The sequence below is a fragment of the Roseiflexus sp. genome (assembly GCF_057785375.1).
Genome location: NZ_JBYNRX010000044.1, coordinates 1 through 20889, shown reverse-complemented (window position 1 = coordinate 20889; position 20889 = coordinate 1). Strand labels below are relative to the sequence as shown.

Below are 20889 nucleotides of genomic sequence, written 5' to 3'. Positions count from 1 at the left end.
GGCGCCGACGGCCCCTCGCCCATGAAGGGGGAGGGGCGGTATGGTCCCCCACCCCCAGCCCTTCGCCCATGAAGGGGGAGGGGCGGTATGGTCCCCCACCCCCAGCCCCTCCCTCATGAAGGGGGAGGGGCGGTATGGTCCCCCGCTCCCAACCCCTCGCCCATGAAGGGGGAGGGGCGGTATGGTCCCCCACCCCCAGCCCCTCCCCGACGAGGGGGATGGGCGTAGTTCCCCCACCCCCAGCCCCCCCCATACAGGGGGAGGGGCGGTATGGTCCCCCACCTCCAGCCCCTCGCCCATGAAGGGGGAGGGGCGGTATGGTCCCCCACCCCCAGCCCCTCGCCCATGAAGGGGGAGGGGCGGTATGGTCCCCCACCCCCAGCCCCTCTCTCATGAAGGGGGAGGGGCGCTATGGTCCCCCACCTCCAGCCCCTCCCTCATGAAGGGGGAGGGGCGGTATGGTCCCCCGCTCCCTGCGTGGGAGTAGGGGCAGGGGGTGAGGGGGAGCAGCGCATCAGATGATCACAACCATTTTGAGATAAACCTGTCATCTGGCTGTCATATAAGCGGCTAGGTAGTATCACGCGGGTTTCTTTAGTCTTGTAGACAACGCCAAGAGCCAAGAACCAAGAACCAAGAACTGGAGCGCCTGCTATGAAATCACGCTCGTTGGTCTATCGAACGGTCGTCATCCTCGCGTGTGTTGTTGGATTGGCGACGGTCTTCTTTGCCTATCGCACCAGCGCCGCCGCAGTCTACATCGTGCGTGGACCGACAACCGCTGTCTGTTCGATCACCGGTCAATCGGCGCCGGCGACGTTTCAAGACAGCATATTCGGCTCTGAGCTGCACGGGTTTCTCGATCAGGAAAGTGTGACGGTCAGTTTTCAATTCCCCGACGGGCGCATCTTCAGCCCCAACGATACGCTCTTGCTCGACGGCGTCGTCGATCTGCCGCCGCATTTTGCGTTGCCGCCATACCGCGCCGATGTCGCCGGCGACCTCTACTTCGAGTTTCCGGTGACGAACAAATGGCCCTATGGCTGCTACCGGTTGACCGCTGTGGGACAGGGCAGCCGTCAAACGGCAGTCGGCTATCTGGTGGTGACGCCGCGCACCGGCCCGCCGCCCGCGCCAAGCCCGGCGCGTCTGGCAGTGTGGAACAATGGCACCTTCAACGCCTTCGCGTTCCACGATGATCTGGTGAATATTCACGGCACAAACTTCTTCCCTAACGAAGTCATCTCGGTCTGGATCACACAACCGGACGGTACGGTTCTCGACTATCCACAACAGGTCGCCAGTGACATCGGCAATTTTCAGTCGTCCTTTATCTTCACGAATGTGCATCAGACCGGTAAATACACCTTCACTGCATTGGGAACGCTGAGCGGGTATCAAGTCTTTGCGCCGTTTGAACTGCGGGCGCGTTCTTCAACACCGAGCGGATGGGCGCAACTGCGTGTCGCTTTTCCGGCGCAGGCGTCGACGCGGCAGAACGGCGGCATCGCCATCACCGGAGCGCTCTTCGCTCCAGGCGAGTATGTCGGGCTGTGGATGACACTGCCGAATAATGCGGTGCGCAGTCTTCCAACGCAGGTGGCCGACGGCAATGGCGACTTCTTCGTTGTCATCGACCTCGATGAGCGGCTGCCGACAGGGCGCTACAGCATCACCGCCAAAGGGGTCGCCAGTGGACGATTGCAGATCGCCAGCTTCGACGTGACGCCGGGGAGTTTCCAGCCGGCATCGGCGAGCAATCCTGCCGGACCTGCGCCGGCGGTTGTTGAGTCGAACACCGGCAACCAGCCGGAATTCGGCGCTCTGACAATGACAGGAACTGCGCGCGCCTCAGTAACATTCCTGGATCGCACAGGCGCCTCTGACATTGTACGGGTCGAAGGGTCTGGCTATGCGCCCAATGAGCCAGTTGGCATCTGGATGACCTTCCCGGATGGCGCGGTGCTCGGCATGGCAAGCCTGAATGTCGATGGCAGCGGCGCATTCAGCGTCGATGTCGATCTCGGCGTGGTTCTCACGGCCGGGCGCTATCGCGTCAGCGTCCAGGGGGTCGAGAGCGAACGGCTGGTGATCGTGACATTCGACGCGGCAAACCGCGGCGCGACCCCCGGCGGGGCAGCGCCCCCGGCAGCGCCCATCCAGACGCTTGGCGGGCCGACGAACCTTGGCGGAGCGGCAGGCAACCCGGGACCGGAGCAAACGCCGCGCGATCAGCAGCGTTGCGCCGCGCCGGAAGCGTTCTGGACGCCGGATTGCTGACCACAAAGAGGCATCGAAAACGAGCGATCCGTTATGATCGAAGCGTGGTGAAACATAATGAGAGCAACCTTCTGTTCGCAAGAAGGTTGCTTTGCTTCTGTGCTCACAACGACAGTGGAGCAGCCAACGTTGGCTGAGCCTGTCGAAGCCAACGTTGGCTGCAAGACGATCAACACGGGCAATTACGGTGCAACATCTGGTTGATTGCTCTATCAGAGACGATCCGAAAAATCGCTGCGTGAAATACGCATGGGCAGGCATCTCGCACGCAGCGTCGCTCTTCCGGGTATCAGATGAGATCGACCGCCACAGCCAGCGCAGTGCGCCCCCAATCGGAGAGATCCTCACCATGGTCAGGCTGGTACTTGGCGAGGATCAGGCGACGCGCTAGCGCATCCTCTTCCGCTCGATCAACAATACGCGCCGTACCGGCGAACGTTGAACCGCCGATCGTCATCGTCACTGTCGGAGTGCGGCGCGCATTCTTCACCCAGTCGGATTCATGGTTGCCTGCCAGCATATAGACCGTGCGGTCGTGCAGCGCAAACCAGATTTCGATCATGCGCGGCTTGCCGGTCACCCGCCCGACCGTTGTCAGATATCCAAAATCGAGATGCGCCAGCGCGCGAAGATCAGGTTGCACGTCAATTCCTTCAGATTCAGATGAGCGCCTTTTCGGTATCCCGGTCGAAGATGTGCATCTTGGTCATATCGATCACGACTTCGAATATTTCACCGGTGCGCGCGCCGGTGCGCGGATCGAGGCGCGCAACCATCTCCTTGCCGCCATTTTCCACGTAGGCGTACACTTCCGAACCGAGCGGCTCGACAACGTTGACCATGGTCATCAGGCGCGCTGACTCATCGACGCCGCGCGGCACGTAGTGCGCGTCGTGAATATCCTCCGGGCGAATGCCAAAGAAGATCGGCATTCCGATATGATCGGCGATGGCATCGACGCGTGCAGGAGGCACGGGCAGATGGAACGGTCCGAAATCCACCAGCACCTGACCGTCGCCGCGAACCAGCGTCGCCTCAAAGAAGTTCATCGCCGGCGAGCCGATGAACCCGGCGACGAACATATTCGCCGGATGGTCGTACAGGTTTTGCGGCGTATCGAGTTGTTGCAGCACACCGTCGCGCATCACGGCGATGCGCGTTCCCATCGTCATCGCCTCGGTCTGATCATGGGTCACGTAGATGAACGTCGTTTTCAGGCGCTGATGCAATTTTGAGATTTCGGCGCGCGTCTGCACCCGCAGTTTGGCATCGAGGTTTGACAGCGGCTCATCCATCAGGAAGACCGAAGGGTGGCGCACAATCGCGCGACCAAGCGCCACGCGCTGGCGCTGACCGCCAGAGAGCGCCTTTGGCTTGCGATCCAGGAGGTGCCCGATGTGCAGCATTTCCGCCGCCTCTTTGACCCGCCGGTCGATCTCGGCTCTGGGCGTCTTGCGCAGTTTCAGACCAAACGCCATATTGTCATACACGCTCATATGGGGATAGAGCGCATAACTCTGGAACACCATGGCGATGTCGCGATCTTTTGGCGGAACATCATTGACGACCCGATCACCAATCATAATCGCGCCATCGGTCACTTCCTCGAGACCGGCGAGACAGCGCAGCGCCGTCGTCTTGCCACAGCCGGACGGTCCTACCAGCACCAGGAACTCCTGGTCGGCGATGTCGAGCGTGAGATCCTTGAGCGCCGCAAAATCGCCGAAGCGCTTCCAGACGTGGTCGTACTTGATGGATGCCATGGTGGTGCATGCTCCTTTGCTTCAATTCACTTCACGTTATGCTCGATGCGGCGCCAGACCGCTCGATCGGCGAACGATCAGGTGCGCACGCAGCGTCACCGTGCGCAACGCGGCGTTTCGCTTCAGAATAGCGTCATCGAGCAGCATGGCGAGTTGCTCTCCCTGTGCGCGTCGCGGCTGACGCACCGTTGTCAGCGGCGGGTTGACGTGCGCCGCAAGCGGCAGATCGTCGAACCCGACCAGCGCCACGTCACGCCCGACGATCAGGCGCGCATCGTTGAGCGCATGCATAGCGCCAAACGCCAGTTCATCACTTCCTGCCAGCACTGCCGTCGGCGGTCGGACAGCCGACAACAACTCAGTCATCGCCTGATAGCCATCCTCCTCGGTTCGCCCCGACTCGACAACCAGCGTCGGATCGAACGGCAGTCCTGCATTGGTCAACGCCTGCCGGTAGCCTTCGACTACAGGTTCGCTGACGGTCAGTTCGGAGGGTGGCTGGATGAGACCGATCCGGCGATGACCTAGGCTGAGGAGATGCTGAACAGCGTCAATTGCAGCTGCGCGCACATCAATGACAACCGAAGGGCTATCAGCGCCGGCAGGCGGAGGACCGGCGCACACATGTGGAATGCCAGCAGCCGCGAGCGCCTGAGCGCGCGGATCGTCCACCAGGACGTCGAGCAGAACCAGACCATCAACGCGCCTGGTGTGCGCCAGGCTCAGACATAATTCCGTCTCGTCCTGAGACACATCAGCGGTCGCCAGGAGCAGGAAATATCCACGCAACGCGGCGGCGTCCGCCAGACCCGACAACACCTCCGCCAGCGCCGGCTCCGCCAGGCGTCCTGGATGTGAAGGAAGAGTCACCCCCAGCGTGTAACTGCGCCCACGCATGCTGCGAGCGGCGTAGCGGGGCTGATAGTTGAGTTCTGCGACTGCGGCAAGCACACGCTGCCGCGTCTCGTCAGTCACCACGCCGACGCCGTTGAGGACATACGAGACGGTGGCAATCGACACGCCGGCGCGTTGCGCAACCTGTTTGATAGTCGCCTGCATGGTGAAACGATTAAGTGGTGAAACGGTTAAGCGAAGTATAGATGAGAAACGGGGTGTTGTCAATGAGAACGGAGAACTGAGAGCCGAGAACTGAGAACTGAGAACTGAGAACTGAGAACTGAGAGCCGAGAACTGAGAATCGAGAACTGACACCACATGGCAGTCGGTCAGACCTGATGTTCGAGCGTCCGATTCACAGGGAACCACGATCGGCGAGGGCTTATGAACATGGACAACATAATCCGGCATTTGCTCTGCGCCCGGCGGCTGAAGCCGTGGGCTACGGTTGCGAAGCCTGCTTTCGCAGGCTCTACCGGATTTAATAGCCCACAGTGCCCCGCTTTGTGTAACCAATCACAACGGCGTCCGGCGCCCCTTACCCCCTGTCCCCCGCTCCCACGCGGGGAGCGGGGGGAACGCTGCCCCCTCCCCCTCGTGGGGGAGGGGCTGGGGGTGGGGGAACTACGCCCCTCCCCCTCGTGGGCGAGGGGCTGGGGGTGGGGGACCATAGCACCCCTCCCCCTTCATGTGGGAGGGGCGGGGGGTGGGGGACCATAGCACCCCTCCCCCTTCATGGGCGAGGGGCTGGGGGTGGGGGACCATGCCGCCTCTCCCCCTTCATGGGGGAGGGGCTGGGGGTGGGGGACCATAGCACCCCTCCCCCTTCATTGGGGAGGGGCTGGGGGTGGGGGACCATGCCGCTCCTCCCCCTTCATGGGGGAGGGGGCTGGGGGTGGGGGGACCATACCGCCCCTCCCCCTTCATGAGGGAGGGGCTGGGGGTGGGGGAACTACACCCCTCCCCCGTTATGGGGGAAGGGTTGGGGGTGGAGGAACAGCGAGCGGTTCTCTCCCCGGCGAGCGGTGCGCGCGCAGAGGCGACGCCTGCACTCCCGGAGAAGGTTCGGGTATACTTATATGAATGCGCGGTCATTTGTACAAGAATGAGCCCGCTGCAAAAAGGCTTAACCACAAAGGACACGAAGCGCACGAAGGTGAATAAAAATGAAGCGCATGTCCTTTGTGTCCCTTTGTGACCTTCGTGGTTGCCTTCGTGGTTACAGCTTTTTGCAGCGAAGTAACCACCAAGGACACGAAGCGCACGAAGGTGAATAAAAATGAAGCGCATGTCCTTTGTGTCCCTTTGTGACCTTCGTGGTTAGCTTTTTGCAGTGAAGTCAAGAATGGTTTTTGAGAACATAATACGGTATCACTCGGTTAAGAGCCTATCCGAAACATCGCTGACTGAAGTGCGACCGGGTAGGCGAAGGCATTGCCTTCGCTTACCCAACGAGCTTTTTCGGACAGGCTCTAAGCCCGCGCAGGCGGGCTTTGCAGCAGGAGCCTGCGGCTTTAGCCGCCGGGCGAACCGACGCCACTGCGCGGTCATGCGTCCACGACACGTCTGCTGGTGCGCGTTGACTGTTGCGCCTTGCCCAACGAACGCGCAAACATCTTGTCTGACTGACCGCAAGGTAGTATTACCAATGACAAAGTGATCACAGACATCTGGAGGAGGCATGCTTTTCATTATCCTCTACATCCTGGCTATTCTGGCAGCAAACCTGACCGCTGACACCATTTTGACCGTCGGGGTGGTGCAATTTGCGCTGGGGACGCTGTTCTTCGGCGTCATTTTCACACTGCGCGACCTTATTCACCGGCGGTACGACGAAACCGTCGTCTACGCCACCATTCTGGCAGCCGTCGGGGTCAATGTCGTTGCTGCCGCCGCAGCGCTGACATCCCCGCGGATCATTGTCGCTTCGGCGATTGCGCTTTTTCTGTCTGAACTGACCGATACCGAGGTCTACCACGCGCTGCGCCACCGCATCTGGGTGATCCGCGCGCTATCGAGCAATGCCTTATCGGCGCCGCTCGACACGATGCTTTTTACGCTGCTTGCCTTCTATGGGGTCTGGAGCAACGATCTGATTGCTTCCGTCATCGTTGGGGATAGCCTGGTCAAATACGTCATCGCCGCCGGCGCTGTCGGTCTGGGGACGAGTATCCTATCCGGCGCCCGAAGCGCGCCTGCTGACTCGTGAAATTGGAAGGCGCGATCAGCGCGGACTACGCAGCAACACCAGCACACCGGCGGCGATCAACACGACCGGGAACAAAAGTTTGCCAAACGCCGGTCCGAGGAGGACGCTCAGGAGCGCCAGTATGCCAACTCCAACGAGAATGACGCCCAATTGCCGGTTGCGTTGTCCGAACGGCGACGCACGGTGCAACGTGCGGTCATTCAGATTATTGACAGGAATCTCCGCCCCGACATCACTATCTGCGCCGGTCAGCGGCTCGGATCGCGGTTGAGGGGCGCGCTTGTCCTGCATAAACGGCGCTCGTCCGGCGTCATTCGTGGCGCGTCCCGGCGTTGATGTTCGCTCGAGCGGCATAATGATCCAGAGGACAGGATAGAGGAACACTCCCACGCCGGTAAAGACCAGCATGACAAAGATCAGGCGCACAATGACGGAATCGACCCCGAGATACCGTGCAATGCCTCCGGCGACGCCAGCGATGACGGCATCGTCACGGCTACGCATAAGTCGTAATGTCGAGGCGTTCATAGTGATCTCCGTCAGACTCGTAAGTGGACGTATGGCATCTTTGCGCTCTCTACTGGTCAGACGCTCACGGGCGATTGATAGTTGCGCGATCGGTATACTTAGCACTAATACGCGGTCATTTGTACCATACTGCCGGGGCGCGCAGCGGACCCGAGGGCGCTGCGGGCGAAAGCCCTCGCTGAGGACATGGAAGCCCCGCCAGGGGCTGCTGATGCCGCTGCGCAGTCATGCGCCCACGCCCGCCAACGCACATTTCGTTACGCCCTGCGAATCGGGCGCTGAACGTCTCGTCCGAATGACCGCGATTCAGACTGACCGCTATGTGGCATTAGCACTTGCGCTGCGCGAACGACGGACCGGCGCCGGGCGTCGAGCCGCGCCAGGGCGCCACGGGCGCGGCAGCGCCTTTGCCGCCGCTCTGGTTTCTGTCTCCCATCGGCGTCGAGCCGCGGGTGAGGGTGCGGCAGCGCCCTTCGCGCTCTCAGCCCGACGCTTGAGCGTCGGGCGGGGGCGGTTGCCGTCGGACTCATGCCAATGCGCGGTCCTTCGTACCATGCTGCCGGGGCACGCAGCGGACCCGAGGGCGCTGCGGGCGAAAGCCCTCGCTGAGGACATGGAAGCCCCGCCAGGGGCTGCTGATGCCGCTGCGCAGTCATGCGCCTACGACCGCCAACGCACATTTCGTTACGCCCCGCGAATCGGGCGCTGAACGTCTCGTCCGAATGACCGCGATTGAGGATTATGCCCGACACCGCTACAGTCGAGGCGACTCCCTCCAACACCCCTTGCGCCTGAAAAACGCGACACCTGAAAGAGGCGGCGCTACTCGCCATGCGTCGCTGCCGCGCGCCGCCATACGCTGGGTGACCGGCTCTGTTTTCGGTCAACTCATGACCACAGCCCATACGCCTCGTATCCCTTGCCTTTCATAGTATGTGCTATAATTGATAGGGCCTTTGAGCCAGCGCGCGAGGGTGGTATGTCGTTGTATGTTCCTTCAGGCGCTTCGCCTCTCATTACCGGCGCACTGGCGCGGATCGAGCGCCGGTTGCCGCATCCGGGAGAAGTCGTCGTTCGCGTTGGGCAGCGTGTCGAACCCGGCACTCCGGTCGCAGAGGCGTTCATTCCAGCAGCGCCACGGCTCATAAACCTGGCGCGCCTGTTGATGATCCCCCCGTCGCGCGTCAAACGCTCCTTGCTTCACGACATTGGTGCATCAATCGCACAAGGCGCCCCCCTTGCCCAAACCAGTCGGTTTGGCGGGCGAAAGTGTCTGTCACCGGTCAGTGGCGTGCTTACCGGTGTTGATGAAACTACCGGCTACATTACGATCACGCCGGACCCGGTCCGCTACGAACTGCTCGCCAATGTCCCTGGAGTCGTGATGGAAATCATGCCATACGAGGGGGTGCGGATCGAAACACCGGCAGCGCAGGTCTATGGCATCTTCGGCATTGGAACGAACCAGTACGGCGTGCTGCAACTGATGGTCACCGATCCGGCGGAACCAATCACGCCCGATAAAATCAACGCACGATTCGCCTACGCGATTATCATCGGCGGCAGCACCATCAGCGCCGCTGCTTTGGAGCGCGCCGCTCAGGAAGGAGTGCGCGGCATCATCGTCGGCAGCATCGACGAGGCTGAGTTGCGTGCCTTTCTCGGCGTCGAAGGGTATGCGCCATGGGACGCCGGGCCGCCGGACTGGAGTTTCCCATCATCGCCATCCTCCGCCGATCTTGTCGTCGTTGTCACGGAAGGCTTTGGCAGTCGCCCGATGTCGCGCCCATTGTTCGACCTGCTTGCCTCGTATGTGGGCAAAGAAGCGCTGGTCGAAGGGGCGACGTGTGTATGGGGAGAGGTTCGACGCCCCCGCGTCGTCATCCCATTGCCGACACGCGCTGCCGGGTTGTCTATCGACACGCCACGCCCAACGGCGCGTCCCGGCGCGCTTGTTCGGATCCTGCACCAGCCACAACTGGGACAGTGGGGGCAGGTGCGCACACTGTTATCGGCGCCGCAGCGGTTGCCATCGCGGGTACGCACACAGGCCGCCGAGGTTGTGCTCGAAGACAGCACGATCACGCGGGTGTCCGCCATCGCTGTTGAGGCGCTGAATTGAGGGCGGATCCAGTGCTATGAGCCAGGCAGTCGATACCGGATCGCTTGAGTCGCTTACGAACCCGTCACCACCACGGCTGCTGATCGTCGATGATGAACAGCACATGTGCGATGTCTGCTCGCGCACGCTGCAACGCGCCGGTTATGAGGTGATGGCGACCAGCGATCCGTATGTTGCAATTGCTGCGCTCAATGACGGGCAGCAGTTCGACCTGCTGCTGACCGATATCAAGATGCCGACGATGAGCGGTCTCGATCTGGCGCAAATCGCACGCGAAAAGGACCCGGAGATCGCCATCATTATCATGACGGGGTATGCGTCGCTCGAGAATCTGCATCAATCGGTGCAGCGCGGCGTCGCCGATTTTCTGTCAAAACCGTTCGAACTCGAACAACTGCGCCTGGCTGTCGATCAAGCGCTGCGAAAGCGCGCCATTCAACAGGACAATCTACGACTACGAACGCTCGAGCAACTGCTGGCGGTTAGTGAAGCGCTCAGCGCCACGTTGGAGCTGTCGGAACTGGCGCGGATCGCGCTCAATGCCATGATCGAACGCAGCGGATTTCAGACTGGCTTCCTGTTGCTCGGCGATGACAGCGATACGCTCTATCAGGCCATGGCGCATCCGCTCGATGCACATCTGACCGATGCAGGGCATGCGCTGGCAAAATGCGCATTTGCCTTGTGCCAGCCGCTCTATGATGATGCCGCTTCCTACGGCGTGCGTCATAACCACACTCTGCACACGGCGCTCGCGGTGCCGTTGCGCGCTCAGGGGCAGGTCAATGGCGTGGTGATGCTCTGTAACGAACGGTCAACCACCCTGCGTCCAGGTATGCAACAGGGATTGATGCTGCTTGCCAATCACGTCGGCGCCGCGTTGCGCAACGCAGCGCTCTACCGTCAACTCGACGAAGCATACCAGCGGCGTCAGGAACTTGATCGCCTCAAAAGCGAATTCATCGCCATTGCATCGCATGAACTGCGCACTCCACTCTCGATTGTGCTGGGATATACTATGATGGTGCGCGACCAGGTCGATGGAAGTCAGCGCGATTATCTGCAGCGCGTTCTGGAAAGCGCGCAGCGGATCAAAGAGATTGTCGATGACATGGTCAACCTGCGGCACATCGACACCGGTGAGGCGCAACCACAACTGGCGCCGCTCGATCTGATCAGCACCATCCAGCAGGCGATCGAGAGCGTGCGCAGCACCATCGAACTGTCGGGCCAGAAGATCGTGACGCGCCTGCCGGAGACGCTTCCTCCCTTCCTTACTGATCGTGAAAAGGTGCTGCTGGTGCTCAACCACCTGCTCTCGAACGCCATTAAATTTACACCGGCGCAAGGGAAGATTACGATTGCGCTCAGTGTCCGCCCATACGCGGAACTCGAGACGCTGAACAACGCTTCGATCATCAAGCCTCCGGCGTCGCTGCGCGCACTGCCGTGGGTGGTTGTCGATGTCGCAGACACCGGGATTGGCATTCCAGCGCACGAACAAACACGCATCTTCGAACGATTCTATCAGGTGGGCGACTCGCTGACGCGTGAGCGCGGCGGCGCAGGGTTGGGGTTGGCGCTGGTGCGCGAGCTGATAGCCTCACTGGGCGGGGCGGTATGGGTCGTCAGCCGGCAAGGGGAGGGCAGCACCTTCTCGTTTGCGCTGCCGTTCCGCCAGACTTATGAGGAAAGTGAAGCAATCTCATGACGTACCGACTTGTGGTTGTTCCAGGTGAAAGCAGCGAACTGCGCGCCCTGCAGGGCCGGTTCGCCGGCGATGTCGAGGTGCAGACGCTCGACACGGCAAACGATGCGTTGTGGGAAGTGCGGAATGATCCGCCTGGCGTGATTATTGCAAATGTCGAACTGCCAGGAATGAGCGGCATCGATCTGGCGGAAATTCTGCCGAACTTTGGCGCGCCGACACGCCTGGTGCTGTGGAGCCGGCAGTCCGATCCGCAAATAGCCCGGCGAGCGGCAGGCTTTGGCGTGCAGCACGTCGTTAGCAGCGATATGGCGTTCGATGATCTGTGCAATCTGCTCTATCGGGAACTGAACGAAGCGGCGGCGACAGCCACGCAGGCGGCGGAACCCGAGCCTGAGAGCGCACCGCCGCCTCCGCCTCCGGCACAGCCGAAGGAACCTCCCGCAGCAGCAGCATCTGAACCGCCAGCGCGCCCCGCGCACCCCAAAGCCGAACCGCCGCGCCAGGCGGAAGCGCCGCCACCGCGCCCGGCGGAGACAGGCGCGCCACGCCCGGCGCGCCGACGCGATGGTCCCCTGGTGCTGACCCCTGAAGACCAGCGCGCAATTCGCCTGCGCATGGAGGCGCTCGATCGCGATGTCGGCTCGAAATGTATTATTCTCGCCGATCGGGCTGGTATGGTGCTGGTTGAGACCGGATTGACCATCGGGTTGCCGACGATGGTGTTGCTGCCGCTGCTTTCGACCAGTTTCTCGACGGCGGGGCAGATCACGCAGATGCTGCGCGAAACCGAGTCGTCGGCGCTGTACGTTCACGAGGGAAGCCATTACGATCTCTACTGCTTCGATATTGCGCAACGCTTCATGCTCGTCATCGTCTTCGACAAATCCGGAACGCCGGCAAAGATCGGCTCTGTCTGGGTCTATGCCAAACGCGCCATCCGCGACATTCAGGAGTTGCTCGGTTAGCGGCGCGTTTGCACGTTCTTTTTACCTGTGCTATACTCGCCGCGTCGTCTCAGTCAGTGCTTTCGTGGGCGCGGCGCCTGTTCAACCTCGCTTCGCAGGTTGAATTTTATGCCTGATGTGGTACATTTTATTGTGAAAGCGTTCTCAAAGTAGGGAGAGTGCGTTTATGCGGAACCGTATTCTGACGGTCACCGGCATTCTACTTGTGGTTGGGATCATCCTGTATATTATCGGCGTTCGCTCGACCAAACTGCACATCTCGGTCGCCGCTGAACCGGTTGTCTGCCTCGGCGGCGCACGCGCCACCCTCGAAACGTGCGCAAGCGGCTTCCCCATCACCAATTCGCTGATCACCACTGTAATCGTTCTGGTTATCATTATTGTTGCTGTTCTGGCTGGAACGCGCAACATGCAGATGGTGCCGCGCGGCTTCCAGAATGTGCTCGAAGTGATGGTCGAAGCCTTCTACAACTTCGCTCAAAGCGTTGATCGCCGAAATGTGGCAAAGTTTTTCCCGTTCTGCGCATCGGCATTCTTCTTCATTCTCGTGTCCAATGTCATCGGTCTCGTTCCAGGCGTCGGGAGCATTGGCGCCTGCGTGCCTACGGCGGAACACAAGGAAACGGCAATCGTCGCCCCGGTCGCTGATGTGACGATGGCGGAAGAGCCGGCTGGCGCGCCGGATTTCTTCGCTTCATGGCCGCTGTCGTGTGAGAAGGGCACGACACTGGTACCGTATCTGCGTGCGCCGTCGGCAGATCTGAACATGACTCTGGCGTGGGCGCTCATTTCGGTGGGACTGATTCAGTTCTTTGGCTTCCAGGCGCTTGGGCTGGGCTACCTTACGAAGTTTTTCAACTTCCGCGAGGGGTTCATGACGGCGATTGTCGGCATCCTCGAGTTGATCTCCGAGTTTGTGCGCATTATCGCCTTCGCCTTCCGACTTTTTGGCAATATCTTCGCTGGCGAGGTGATTCTCGTCGTGATGGCGTTCCTGTTCCCGTATCTGCTGCCGGCGCCGTTCTACGCCTTCGAGCTGTTCGTCGCCTTTATGCAGGCGCTGATTTTCTCAGTCCTGTCGCTCGTCTTTATGTCGCTGGCAACTGAAGCGCACGGCGGGCACGACAGCCATGGGCATGGCGAGACGGCGGCGCATTAGCACGTTCATCCGGCGGCGCTTCTGTAGCGCATACGTGGGTTTTGTATGTCTGAGATGCAAGCACATCATTGTACTCTTGAGGAGGAGACGGATCATGACGGATGACGGTCTGCGACTTATCGCTGCGGCGCTCGCAGTAGGCATCGGCGCCGTTGGACCTGGCGTTGGCATCGGCGTTATCTTTAGCGGCGCGCTGCAGGCGATGGGCCGCAACCCTGAAGCTGAAGGAACCCTGCGCACGTATATGTTCCTCGGCTTTGCGCTGGTCGAAGCGCTGTTCATCTTTGCGCTGGTTATCTCGCTGTTGATCGCATTCCGTATTGTGTAATATCCTTCCGTATGAGGGAGAACGGCTATGGAAAAACTGGGCATCAATTGGGGGTCGTTGATTGCGCAACTGATCAATGTCGTCTTCGTGGTCTGGTTGCTGACTACCTTTCTGTATCGCCCGATCCTGAACATGCTCAATCAACGGACGAACCGGATTCAGGAGGGGTTGCAGGACGCAGAGAAGGTTCGTGAACAACTGGCGAATGCGAAGCGCGATTACGACGCCGAACTGGCGAAGGCGCGCCAGGAGGCGGCGGGTATTCTGGCGCAGGCGCAGGAACGTGCGCGCGCGCAGGCGGCTGAGATTATCGCGCAGGCGCACCGCGACGCCGAAAAGCTCAAAAGTGACACCCTTGCACAGGCGGAACAGGAACGACAGCGGATGCTCGGCGAACTCAAGGATCGGATGGCGGAGTTGGTCGTCCTGACCGCAGAGCGGGTGCTCAACGCGGAGTTGAAGGCGAACCACGACCGCCTGATCGAAGAGTCGCTGGCGGAACTTGGCAAGTATAATTGAACCGCAATGCCGGGCGGTATCGTTCGCTGCCCGGCGTAAAGGCGAGGCATAGTCGTGAGTGCATCTGAAGCTCAGGTTATTGCACGGGCGTTGTTCGACTCGCTGACCGGCGCAGCACTGCAGGCGCTCCATACGGCTACCAGCGTCAATGGCGAGATGACGCCGGAACGGGTGCTGGCTGCGTTGCCGGCAGACGCTCCGCGTGAGGTGCGCAACCTGATCCTGGCGCTTGGCAAAGAGGGCAACCTTGACCGTCTGCCGGCAGTTGTGGCCGCCTTTGAGCAGATGACACGCCGCGGCGGCGCACGACCACTGACCGGCGAGGTGATCAGCGCCGTTGAGTTGAATCCGCACCAGCGTGAGCGCATTTCCGAGCAACTGAAAGCGCGGTACGGTCCCGATCTGGAACTGCGCTTCAGTGTCGATGAGTCGCTGATCGGCGGGTTGATCATTCGTATCGGCGATCAGGTCCTCGATACCAGCCTGCGGACGCGCATGGCTGCGATTCAGCGCAATATGATGACGGGGTAGCATCCGCAGCACGAGCGGCGCGCCGCCGTAATGAGGGAATAGACGATGACTGTTGCAACGACAGAGGAATTGTATCAGCGGCTGCTAAAGAGTATTCGCGAAGGCGTTGATCTTCAGCCGAAGATGGTCAACGTCGGCACCGTGATTCAGGTGGGCGATGGCGTGGCGAAGATTAGCGGGCTTGAACAGGCAATGGCGTCTGAGTTGCTCGAGTTTCCGCCTAAAGCCGGTCGCAGTGAGCCGGTGTTTGGTGTTGCGCTCAACCTGGAAAGAGACGCGGTTTCGGCGATTATTCTCGGCGATTATCTCGGCATCGAAGAGGGCGATCAGGTCAACTCGACCGGGCGCGTCATTTCGGTGCCGGTCGGTCAGGAACTGATTGGGCGGGTGGTCAATGCGCTCGGTCAACCGATCGATGGCAAAGGACCGATCCAGACAACGAAGTATCGCCCCATCGAGCGCATCGCTCCTGGAGTGATCACGCGCAAGTCGGTCGATACGCCGGTGCAGACCGGCATCATCGCTATCGACGCGATGATCCCGATTGGGCGCGGTCAGCGCGAGTTGATCATCGGCGACCGCCAGACCGGTAAGACGGCGGTGGCGATCGATACGATCATCAACCAGAAGGGTAAGGGGATGGTCTGCATCTATGTGGCCATCGGGCAGAAACGTGCTCAGGTCGCACAGATCATCAACTTTCTCGAAAAATATGGCGCGATGGATTATACAATCGTCGTCTCGGCGACGGCGTCGGAGTCGGCGGCGTTGCAGTATATTGCGCCGTATGCCGGTTGCACGATGGGCGAAGAGGTCATGGAAAACGGCGTGATCATCGATGGTCAGGAAGTGCGTGATGCGCTGATCGTCTACGATGACCTCTCGAAACACGCGACCGCTTATCGCCAGGTGTCGCTGCTGCTGCGCCGTCCGCCGGGCCGTGAGGCGTACCCCGGCGATGTGTTCTATCTCCATTCGCGCCTGCTCGAGCGCGCTGCGCGCCTGAACGAGGACTATGGCGGCGGCAGCCTGACCGCGCTGCCGATCATCGAAACGCAGGCGAACGATGTGTCGGCGTATATTCCAACGAACGTCATTTCGATTACCGACGGTCAGATCTATCTGGAGACCGACCTGTTCAACGCCGGTATTCGCCCGGCGCTGAACGTCGGCATCTCGGTGTCGCGCGTCGGCGGCGCGGCGCAGACCCGCGCGATGCGCTCGGTGTCGGACCGCTTGAAGATCGATATGGCGCAGTTCCGCGATCTTGCGGCGTTCGCGCAGTTCGCGTCGGACCTCGACGCCACAACACGGGCGCAGATTGAACGCGGTCAGCGCCTGCAGGAAGTGCTCAAGCAACCGCAGTTTCAGCCGATGCCCCTGGAAGAGCAGGTGGTTATTCTGTTTGCGGGAATCAATGGCTATCTCGATGATGTGCCGATCAGTCAGATCGGACGGTTCAAGTCCGAGTTGTTCAACTATATGCGCACGGCACACCCTGAGGTCGGTAAGATGATCTTCGAGAATCGCCTCGACCGCAAGTTCCCTTCGCCGGAAATTCGCTCCGCAATTGAGAATATGCTGAAGGAATTCAAGCAGATGAGCAATTTTGCGGAGGAGTAGGAGGGGTGAGAGGTAAGAGGTGATGGGTGAGAGGTGAGAGGTAAGAGGTGAGAGGTAAGAGGTGAGAGGTGAGAGGTGAGGGGTAAGAGGTGATGGGTGAGAGGTGAGAGGTAAGAGGTGAGAGGTGAGAGGCGAGAGGTGAGAGGTGAGAGGCGAACCAGTAGAGACGTTGCAGCGCAACGTCTCGCCCGGTGCGGCATTTCGGCGGTTGCATCGCAACGTCTTCTGATCTGAGGAAGTTATGCCCAGTACCCGTGAAATCCGGCGTCGTATTCGCTCAGTGAAGAACCTGGCGCAGATCACGCGCGCGATGGAGATGGTGTCGGCGTCGAAGATGCGCCGCGCGCAGCGAAATGTGCTCGCAACTCGCCCGTATGCCGACCGCCTGCTCGACGTGATGGGCGAATTGACCGGGCGCGCGGTCGGGATGCGCCGCGGCACCCTGCTCGAAGTGCGCCCCGTGGTGAAGGGCGTCGCCCTGATTGTCGTCACGCCTGACCGCGGATTGGCGGGAAGCCTGGTTGCCAATGTGCTGCGGCGCGCGTCGCGCTTCATTCTCGATGAGCAGGAAAAGAAGCATACCGTCGAAGTTCTGGCGATTGGGAAGAAGGGGCGCGATTTTATGGTGCGCACGCACCAGAACCTGGTCGCTGAGGTGACCAAACTTGGCGATTATCCGCGTCTGACCGATATTCTCGGCATTTCGACGAATGTGATCAGCGGCTTCCTAGGCGGGCAGTACGACGAAGTCTATGTGTTGTACAGCCAGTTCATCAATACCCTTGTGCAGCGCCCGACAATCAAACGGTTGCTGCCGATCGACCCGCCGCACGAACCGGCGGAGCGTATGGTCGACTATACCTACGAGCCGAGTCAGGAAGAAGTATTGCGCGAACTTTTGCCGCGCTTCGTCGAAGTGCAACTCTATCAGGCAGTGCTGGAAGCGATCGCCAGTGAGCACAGCGCACGCATGGTGGCAATGCGCAATGCGACCGACAATGCCAAAGAATTGCAGCGCGACCTGACCCTCTCGTACAACAAGACGCGCCAGGCGAATATTACGAAGGAAGTCTCCGAGATTGCGTCGGGTGCGGCAGCCCTGGCGGAAATGTGATGCGATGTACCTGAGTGGAGGATGCTCATGGCCGGAGCAACCGGTGTTGTGACGGATATTATCGGCGTGGTGATCAATGCAAAGTTTCCGGAGAATGAAACGCCGGAAATCTACAACGCGCTGGAGATACCCCTGGAAAATGGCAAGCGCCTGGTCGCAGAGGTGCAACAGCAACTCGGCAGCGGCATGGTCAAGGCTGTGGCGATGAGCAGCACGGACGGCATGCGCCGCGGCGTCAAGGCAATCGATACCGGTCGCCCGATTGCCGTCCCCGTTGGCGCAGGAACGCTTGGGCGCGTGTTCGACGTGCTCGGCGACCCGATCGATGGCGAAGGTCCGGTGCAAACGACCGAGTATCGTCCGATCCATCGCCCGCCCCCCTCGCTCGAGGATCAGTCGACGACAGCGCAGATTTTCGAGACGGGTATTAAGGTTATCGACCTGATCGCCCCGTTTACGCGCGGCGGCAAGACGGGTATCTTCGGCGGCGCAGGCGTCGGTAAGACAGTTATCATCCAGGAATTGATCGCCAACGTCGCCAAGGAGCAGTCGGGATACTCGGTGTTCGCTGGCGTCGGCGAGCGCTCGCGTGAGGGAAACGACCTCATCCACGAGATGAAGGAAGCCCGGATCGACGAGAACACGCGGGTGTTCGACAAAACGGTGATGGTGTTCGGCCAGATGAACGAGCCGCCGGGGGCGCGCCTGCGCGTCGGGTTGACCGCGATGACCATGGCGGAGTACTTCCGCGATGAAGGGCGCGATGTGCTGCTCTTCATCGATAACATCTTCCGCTTTGTTCAGGCAGGTTCAGAAGTCTCGGCGCTGCTCGGGCGCATGCCGTCGCAGGTGGGATATCAGCCGACGCTCGGCACCGAAATGGGTGAATTGCAGGAGCGCATTACGTCTACCAAGAAAGGGTCGATTACCTCGATGCAGGCAGTGTATGTGCCTGCCGACGACTACACCGACCCGGCGCCGGCGACGGTGTTCTCGCACCTCGATGCGACGATCACACTCGAACGCAGCATCGCCGCCAAAGGCATCTATCCCGCCGTCGATCCGCTGGCATCGACCAGCCGCATCCTCGACCCCAACATCGTCGGCGCGGAGCATTACCGTGTGGCGCGTGAGGTGCAGCGCGTGCTGCAGCGCTACAAGGACCTGCAGGACATCATCGCCATTCTGGGTGTCGAGGAACTGTCCGACGACGACAAATTGACGGTCGCGCGCGCGCGCAAGATCGAGCGCTTCTTCTCGCAACCCTTTACTGTGGCGCAACAGTTCACCGGCCGCCCTGGCAAGTATGTGCCGATTGCCGAGACGGTCAAGAGTTTTGCGCGCCTGCTGGCAGGCGAGGTCGATCATATTCCCGAGCAGTTCTTCCTGCTCCAGGGCGGGCTCGATGATGTCATTCAGGCGTATGAGGCGTCACGGAGGTAACGGGCATGCCTATTCATCTCGAGATCGTGACAGCAGAGCGCGTCGTGCTCTCCGATGATGTGGATATGATCAACGCGCCGACGAAAGATGGTCGCGTCGGCATCCTGCCGCGCCACGCGCCGCTCCTGACGATCCTCGAAATTGGTGAACTCGATATCGTCAAGGATGGAGTCACCACTCCCTTTGCGATCTCAGGCGGGTTTATGGAAGTGCTCCCGCATCGCGTGACGATCCTGGCGGATACTGCCGAGCGCGCTGATGAGATCGACGAGGCGCGCGCCGAAGCGGCCCGCCGGGCTGCCGAGCAGCGCATCGCTGAACGCAAAAGCGCCCAGGACCTGGCGCTCGCCGAGGCGGAGTTGCGCCGCGCACTCGTGGAGTTGAAAGTGGCGCAGTTGAAGAAGATCCGGCGTGAGCGCGACTAGTGAGACCGCGCGCTCCCTCTGAGTCGTTATCGCAGGGCACAGGATGCAGTATCATGGATGCTGCTCTTGACCCTGCGATATTTCATGCTGAAGGCACAATCTGCCGGGCAGGAAGGTATGGCAAAGAAAATCGGCATCGACCTGGGCACCGCTAATGTGCTGGTGTATGTCAAGGGTCGCGGGATTGTCCTCTCTGAACCTTCGGTCGTCGCCATTTCGACGAAAGATAATCGCATCAAGGCAGTAGGCGCGGACGCACTGGCGATGCTGGGACGCGAACCGGAAAGCATCGAGGTGATCCGCCCGCTGCGCGATGGCGTGATCGCTGATTACGACATCACCGAGGCGATGCTGCGCTATTTCATTCGCAAGGCGATGGGACCGTTCAGCTTCAGCAAGCCTGATGTCATGGTCTGTATCCCGGCGGGGGTCACGACCGTCGAGATGCGCGCGGTGCGTCAGGCGGCTGAGTCTGCCGGAGCGCGCCACGCCTACCTGATCCGCGAGCCGCTCGCGGCAGCCATCGGCGCCAACATTCCGGTCGCGCAGCCGTCAGGCAACCTGATCATCGACATCGGCGGCGGCACGACCGAGGTGGCGGTCATCTCGTTGAACGATATTGTCGTCAGTCACTCGGTACGCGTCGGCGGCAACAAATTCGACGAAATGATCGCCGCGTATATCAAACGCAAGTATAACGTGCTGGTCGGCGAACGCACCGCCGAGAGCATCAAGATCGAGATTGGCTCGGCGCTGCCGCTCGAGCGCCCCCTGTCGATGCAGGTGCGCGGACGCGATCAGGTGGCGGGACTGCCGCGCACCATCGAGATCGGTTCGAATGAGATCACCGATGCGCTGCAGGAGCCGCTGGAGGCGGTGATCGATGCAGTGCGCCGCGTCCTCGCCGAAACACCGCCGGAATTGTCGTCCGATATTATCGATAAGGGGATGATTATGACCGGCGGCGGTTCGATGCTGCGCCGCATCAACGAACTGCTCACCGATGTGACCGGCGTTCCCTGTTATGTCGCCGATCAACCGGCGAACTGCGTCGCCATCGGCACCGGACTGGCGCTCGAATATATCGACATCCTGCGCGATAGCCTCAGCGGGGATGATTTGAATTAGGGGTTTCACTACCGTACACTTTTTTTCTGGGGGTTGACTTATGGTATACTCCATGGCGAGTCCCAGCCCTAGGAGGAATCATGAGCGACAACGTACGCCGATACCGTGCCATCCGCCAAGCCTTGAACCGGCTCTACCCCCACG

18 protein-coding genes are annotated in these 20889 nt (G+C 60.6%); 14 read left to right on the top strand and 4 right to left on the bottom strand.

All coding sequences use genetic code 11. The features are described from left to right. Nucleotides 1-654 precede the first annotated feature (654 nt). On the top strand, nucleotides 655-2280 hold the full coding sequence (locus AC3EA7_RS08295) for a hypothetical protein (RefSeq protein WP_488613574.1): 1626 nt from the start codon (nucleotides 655-657) through the stop codon (nucleotides 2278-2280). 289 nt (nucleotides 2281-2569) lie between these two features. Here the strand turns inward: AC3EA7_RS08295 and AC3EA7_RS08290 are convergent, their stop codons facing one another. From AC3EA7_RS08290 to AC3EA7_RS08280, 3 genes are read right to left on the bottom strand one after another with little or no spacing between them, the layout of a single operon-like run. Further along, on the bottom strand, nucleotides 2570-2923 hold the full coding sequence (locus tag AC3EA7_RS08290) for a nitroreductase family deazaflavin-dependent oxidoreductase (protein ID WP_488613573.1): 354 nt from the start codon (nucleotides 2921-2923) through the stop codon (nucleotides 2570-2572). Between the two features lie 16 nt (nucleotides 2924-2939). Next, nucleotides 2940-4043, bottom strand: coding sequence for an ABC transporter ATP-binding protein (locus AC3EA7_RS08285; protein WP_488613572.1), 1104 nt, complete (start codon nucleotides 4041-4043; stop codon nucleotides 2940-2942). A 36-nt stretch (nucleotides 4044-4079) separates the two neighbouring features. After that, a complete protein-coding gene (locus tag AC3EA7_RS08280) occupies nucleotides 4080-5102 on the bottom strand; it encodes a LacI family DNA-binding transcriptional regulator (RefSeq protein ID WP_488613571.1) in 1023 nt (340 codons plus the stop codon). Nucleotides 5103-6621: 1519 nt separating this feature from the next. Between AC3EA7_RS08280 and AC3EA7_RS08275 the strand changes: the two genes are divergently transcribed. Then, the gene (locus tag AC3EA7_RS08275) at nucleotides 6622-7149 is read left to right on the top strand and encodes a VUT family protein (RefSeq protein ID WP_488613570.1); all 528 of its coding nucleotides are present in this window, start codon (nucleotides 6622-6624) and stop codon (nucleotides 7147-7149) included. 15 nt (nucleotides 7150-7164) lie between these two features. Here the strand turns inward: AC3EA7_RS08275 and AC3EA7_RS08270 are convergent, their stop codons facing one another. Continuing rightward, the gene (locus tag AC3EA7_RS08270; protein ID WP_488613569.1) at nucleotides 7165-7677 is read right to left on the bottom strand and encodes a PspC domain-containing protein; all 513 of its coding nucleotides are present in this window, start codon (nucleotides 7675-7677) and stop codon (nucleotides 7165-7167) included. Nucleotides 7678-8656: 979 nt separating this feature from the next. Here AC3EA7_RS08270 and AC3EA7_RS08265 point away from each other — a divergent pair. The 12 genes from AC3EA7_RS08265 (at nucleotide 8657) to mreB (ending at nucleotide 20745) form a co-directional block, all read left to right on the top strand. Further along, nucleotides 8657-9799 (top strand): hypothetical protein, encoded by a 1143-nt coding sequence (locus AC3EA7_RS08265; RefSeq protein ID WP_488613568.1) that lies wholly within the window; start codon nucleotides 8657-8659, stop codon nucleotides 9797-9799. Between the two features lie 16 nt (nucleotides 9800-9815). Continuing rightward, entirely contained in the window at nucleotides 9816-11510 is a 1695-nt protein-coding gene (locus tag AC3EA7_RS08260; RefSeq protein WP_488613567.1) for a sensor histidine kinase, read from the top strand. Further along, entirely contained in the window at nucleotides 11507-12475 is a 969-nt protein-coding gene (locus AC3EA7_RS08255) for a response regulator (protein WP_488613566.1), read from the top strand. The genes AC3EA7_RS08260 and AC3EA7_RS08255 overlap by 4 nt, the downstream gene beginning before the upstream one ends. 166 nt (nucleotides 12476-12641) lie before the next feature. Continuing rightward, a complete protein-coding gene (gene atpB, locus AC3EA7_RS08250; protein WP_488613565.1) occupies nucleotides 12642-13634 on the top strand; it encodes a F0F1 ATP synthase subunit A in 993 nt (330 codons plus the stop codon). A gap of 94 nt (nucleotides 13635-13728) precedes the next feature. Beyond that, on the top strand, nucleotides 13729-13962 hold the full coding sequence (atpE, locus tag AC3EA7_RS08245; RefSeq protein WP_488613564.1) for an ATP synthase F0 subunit C: 234 nt from the start codon (nucleotides 13729-13731) through the stop codon (nucleotides 13960-13962). A gap of 27 nt (nucleotides 13963-13989) precedes the next feature. After that, nucleotides 13990-14481 carry a F0F1 ATP synthase subunit B gene (locus AC3EA7_RS08240; RefSeq protein WP_488613563.1) on the top strand — a complete coding sequence of 164 codons (492 nt, stop codon included), beginning with the start codon at nucleotides 13990-13992 and terminating at the stop codon, nucleotides 14479-14481. Between the two features lie 54 nt (nucleotides 14482-14535). Then, on the top strand, nucleotides 14536-15012 hold the full coding sequence (atpH, locus tag AC3EA7_RS08235) for an ATP synthase F1 subunit delta (RefSeq protein WP_488613562.1): 477 nt from the start codon (nucleotides 14536-14538) through the stop codon (nucleotides 15010-15012). Between the two features lie 45 nt (nucleotides 15013-15057). After that, nucleotides 15058-16635 carry a F0F1 ATP synthase subunit alpha gene (gene atpA, locus AC3EA7_RS08230; protein ID WP_488613561.1) on the top strand — a complete coding sequence of 526 codons (1578 nt, stop codon included), beginning with the start codon at nucleotides 15058-15060 and terminating at the stop codon, nucleotides 16633-16635. 241 nt (nucleotides 16636-16876) lie between these two features. After that, nucleotides 16877-17749: a F0F1 ATP synthase subunit gamma gene (locus AC3EA7_RS08225; protein WP_488613560.1), complete on the top strand. Its 873-nt coding sequence runs from the start codon at nucleotides 16877-16879 to the stop codon at nucleotides 17747-17749. A gap of 27 nt (nucleotides 17750-17776) precedes the next feature. Next, the gene (gene atpD, locus AC3EA7_RS08220) at nucleotides 17777-19192 is read left to right on the top strand and encodes a F0F1 ATP synthase subunit beta (RefSeq protein WP_488613559.1); all 1416 of its coding nucleotides are present in this window, start codon (nucleotides 17777-17779) and stop codon (nucleotides 19190-19192) included. A gap of 5 nt (nucleotides 19193-19197) precedes the next feature. Continuing rightward, on the top strand, nucleotides 19198-19617 hold the full coding sequence (locus AC3EA7_RS08215) for a F0F1 ATP synthase subunit epsilon (protein WP_488613558.1): 420 nt from the start codon (nucleotides 19198-19200) through the stop codon (nucleotides 19615-19617). 117 nt (nucleotides 19618-19734) lie between these two features. Then, on the top strand, nucleotides 19735-20745 hold the full coding sequence (gene mreB, locus AC3EA7_RS08210) for a rod shape-determining protein MreB (RefSeq protein WP_488613557.1): 1011 nt from the start codon (nucleotides 19735-19737) through the stop codon (nucleotides 20743-20745). Nucleotides 20746-20889: the final 144 nt, after the last annotated feature.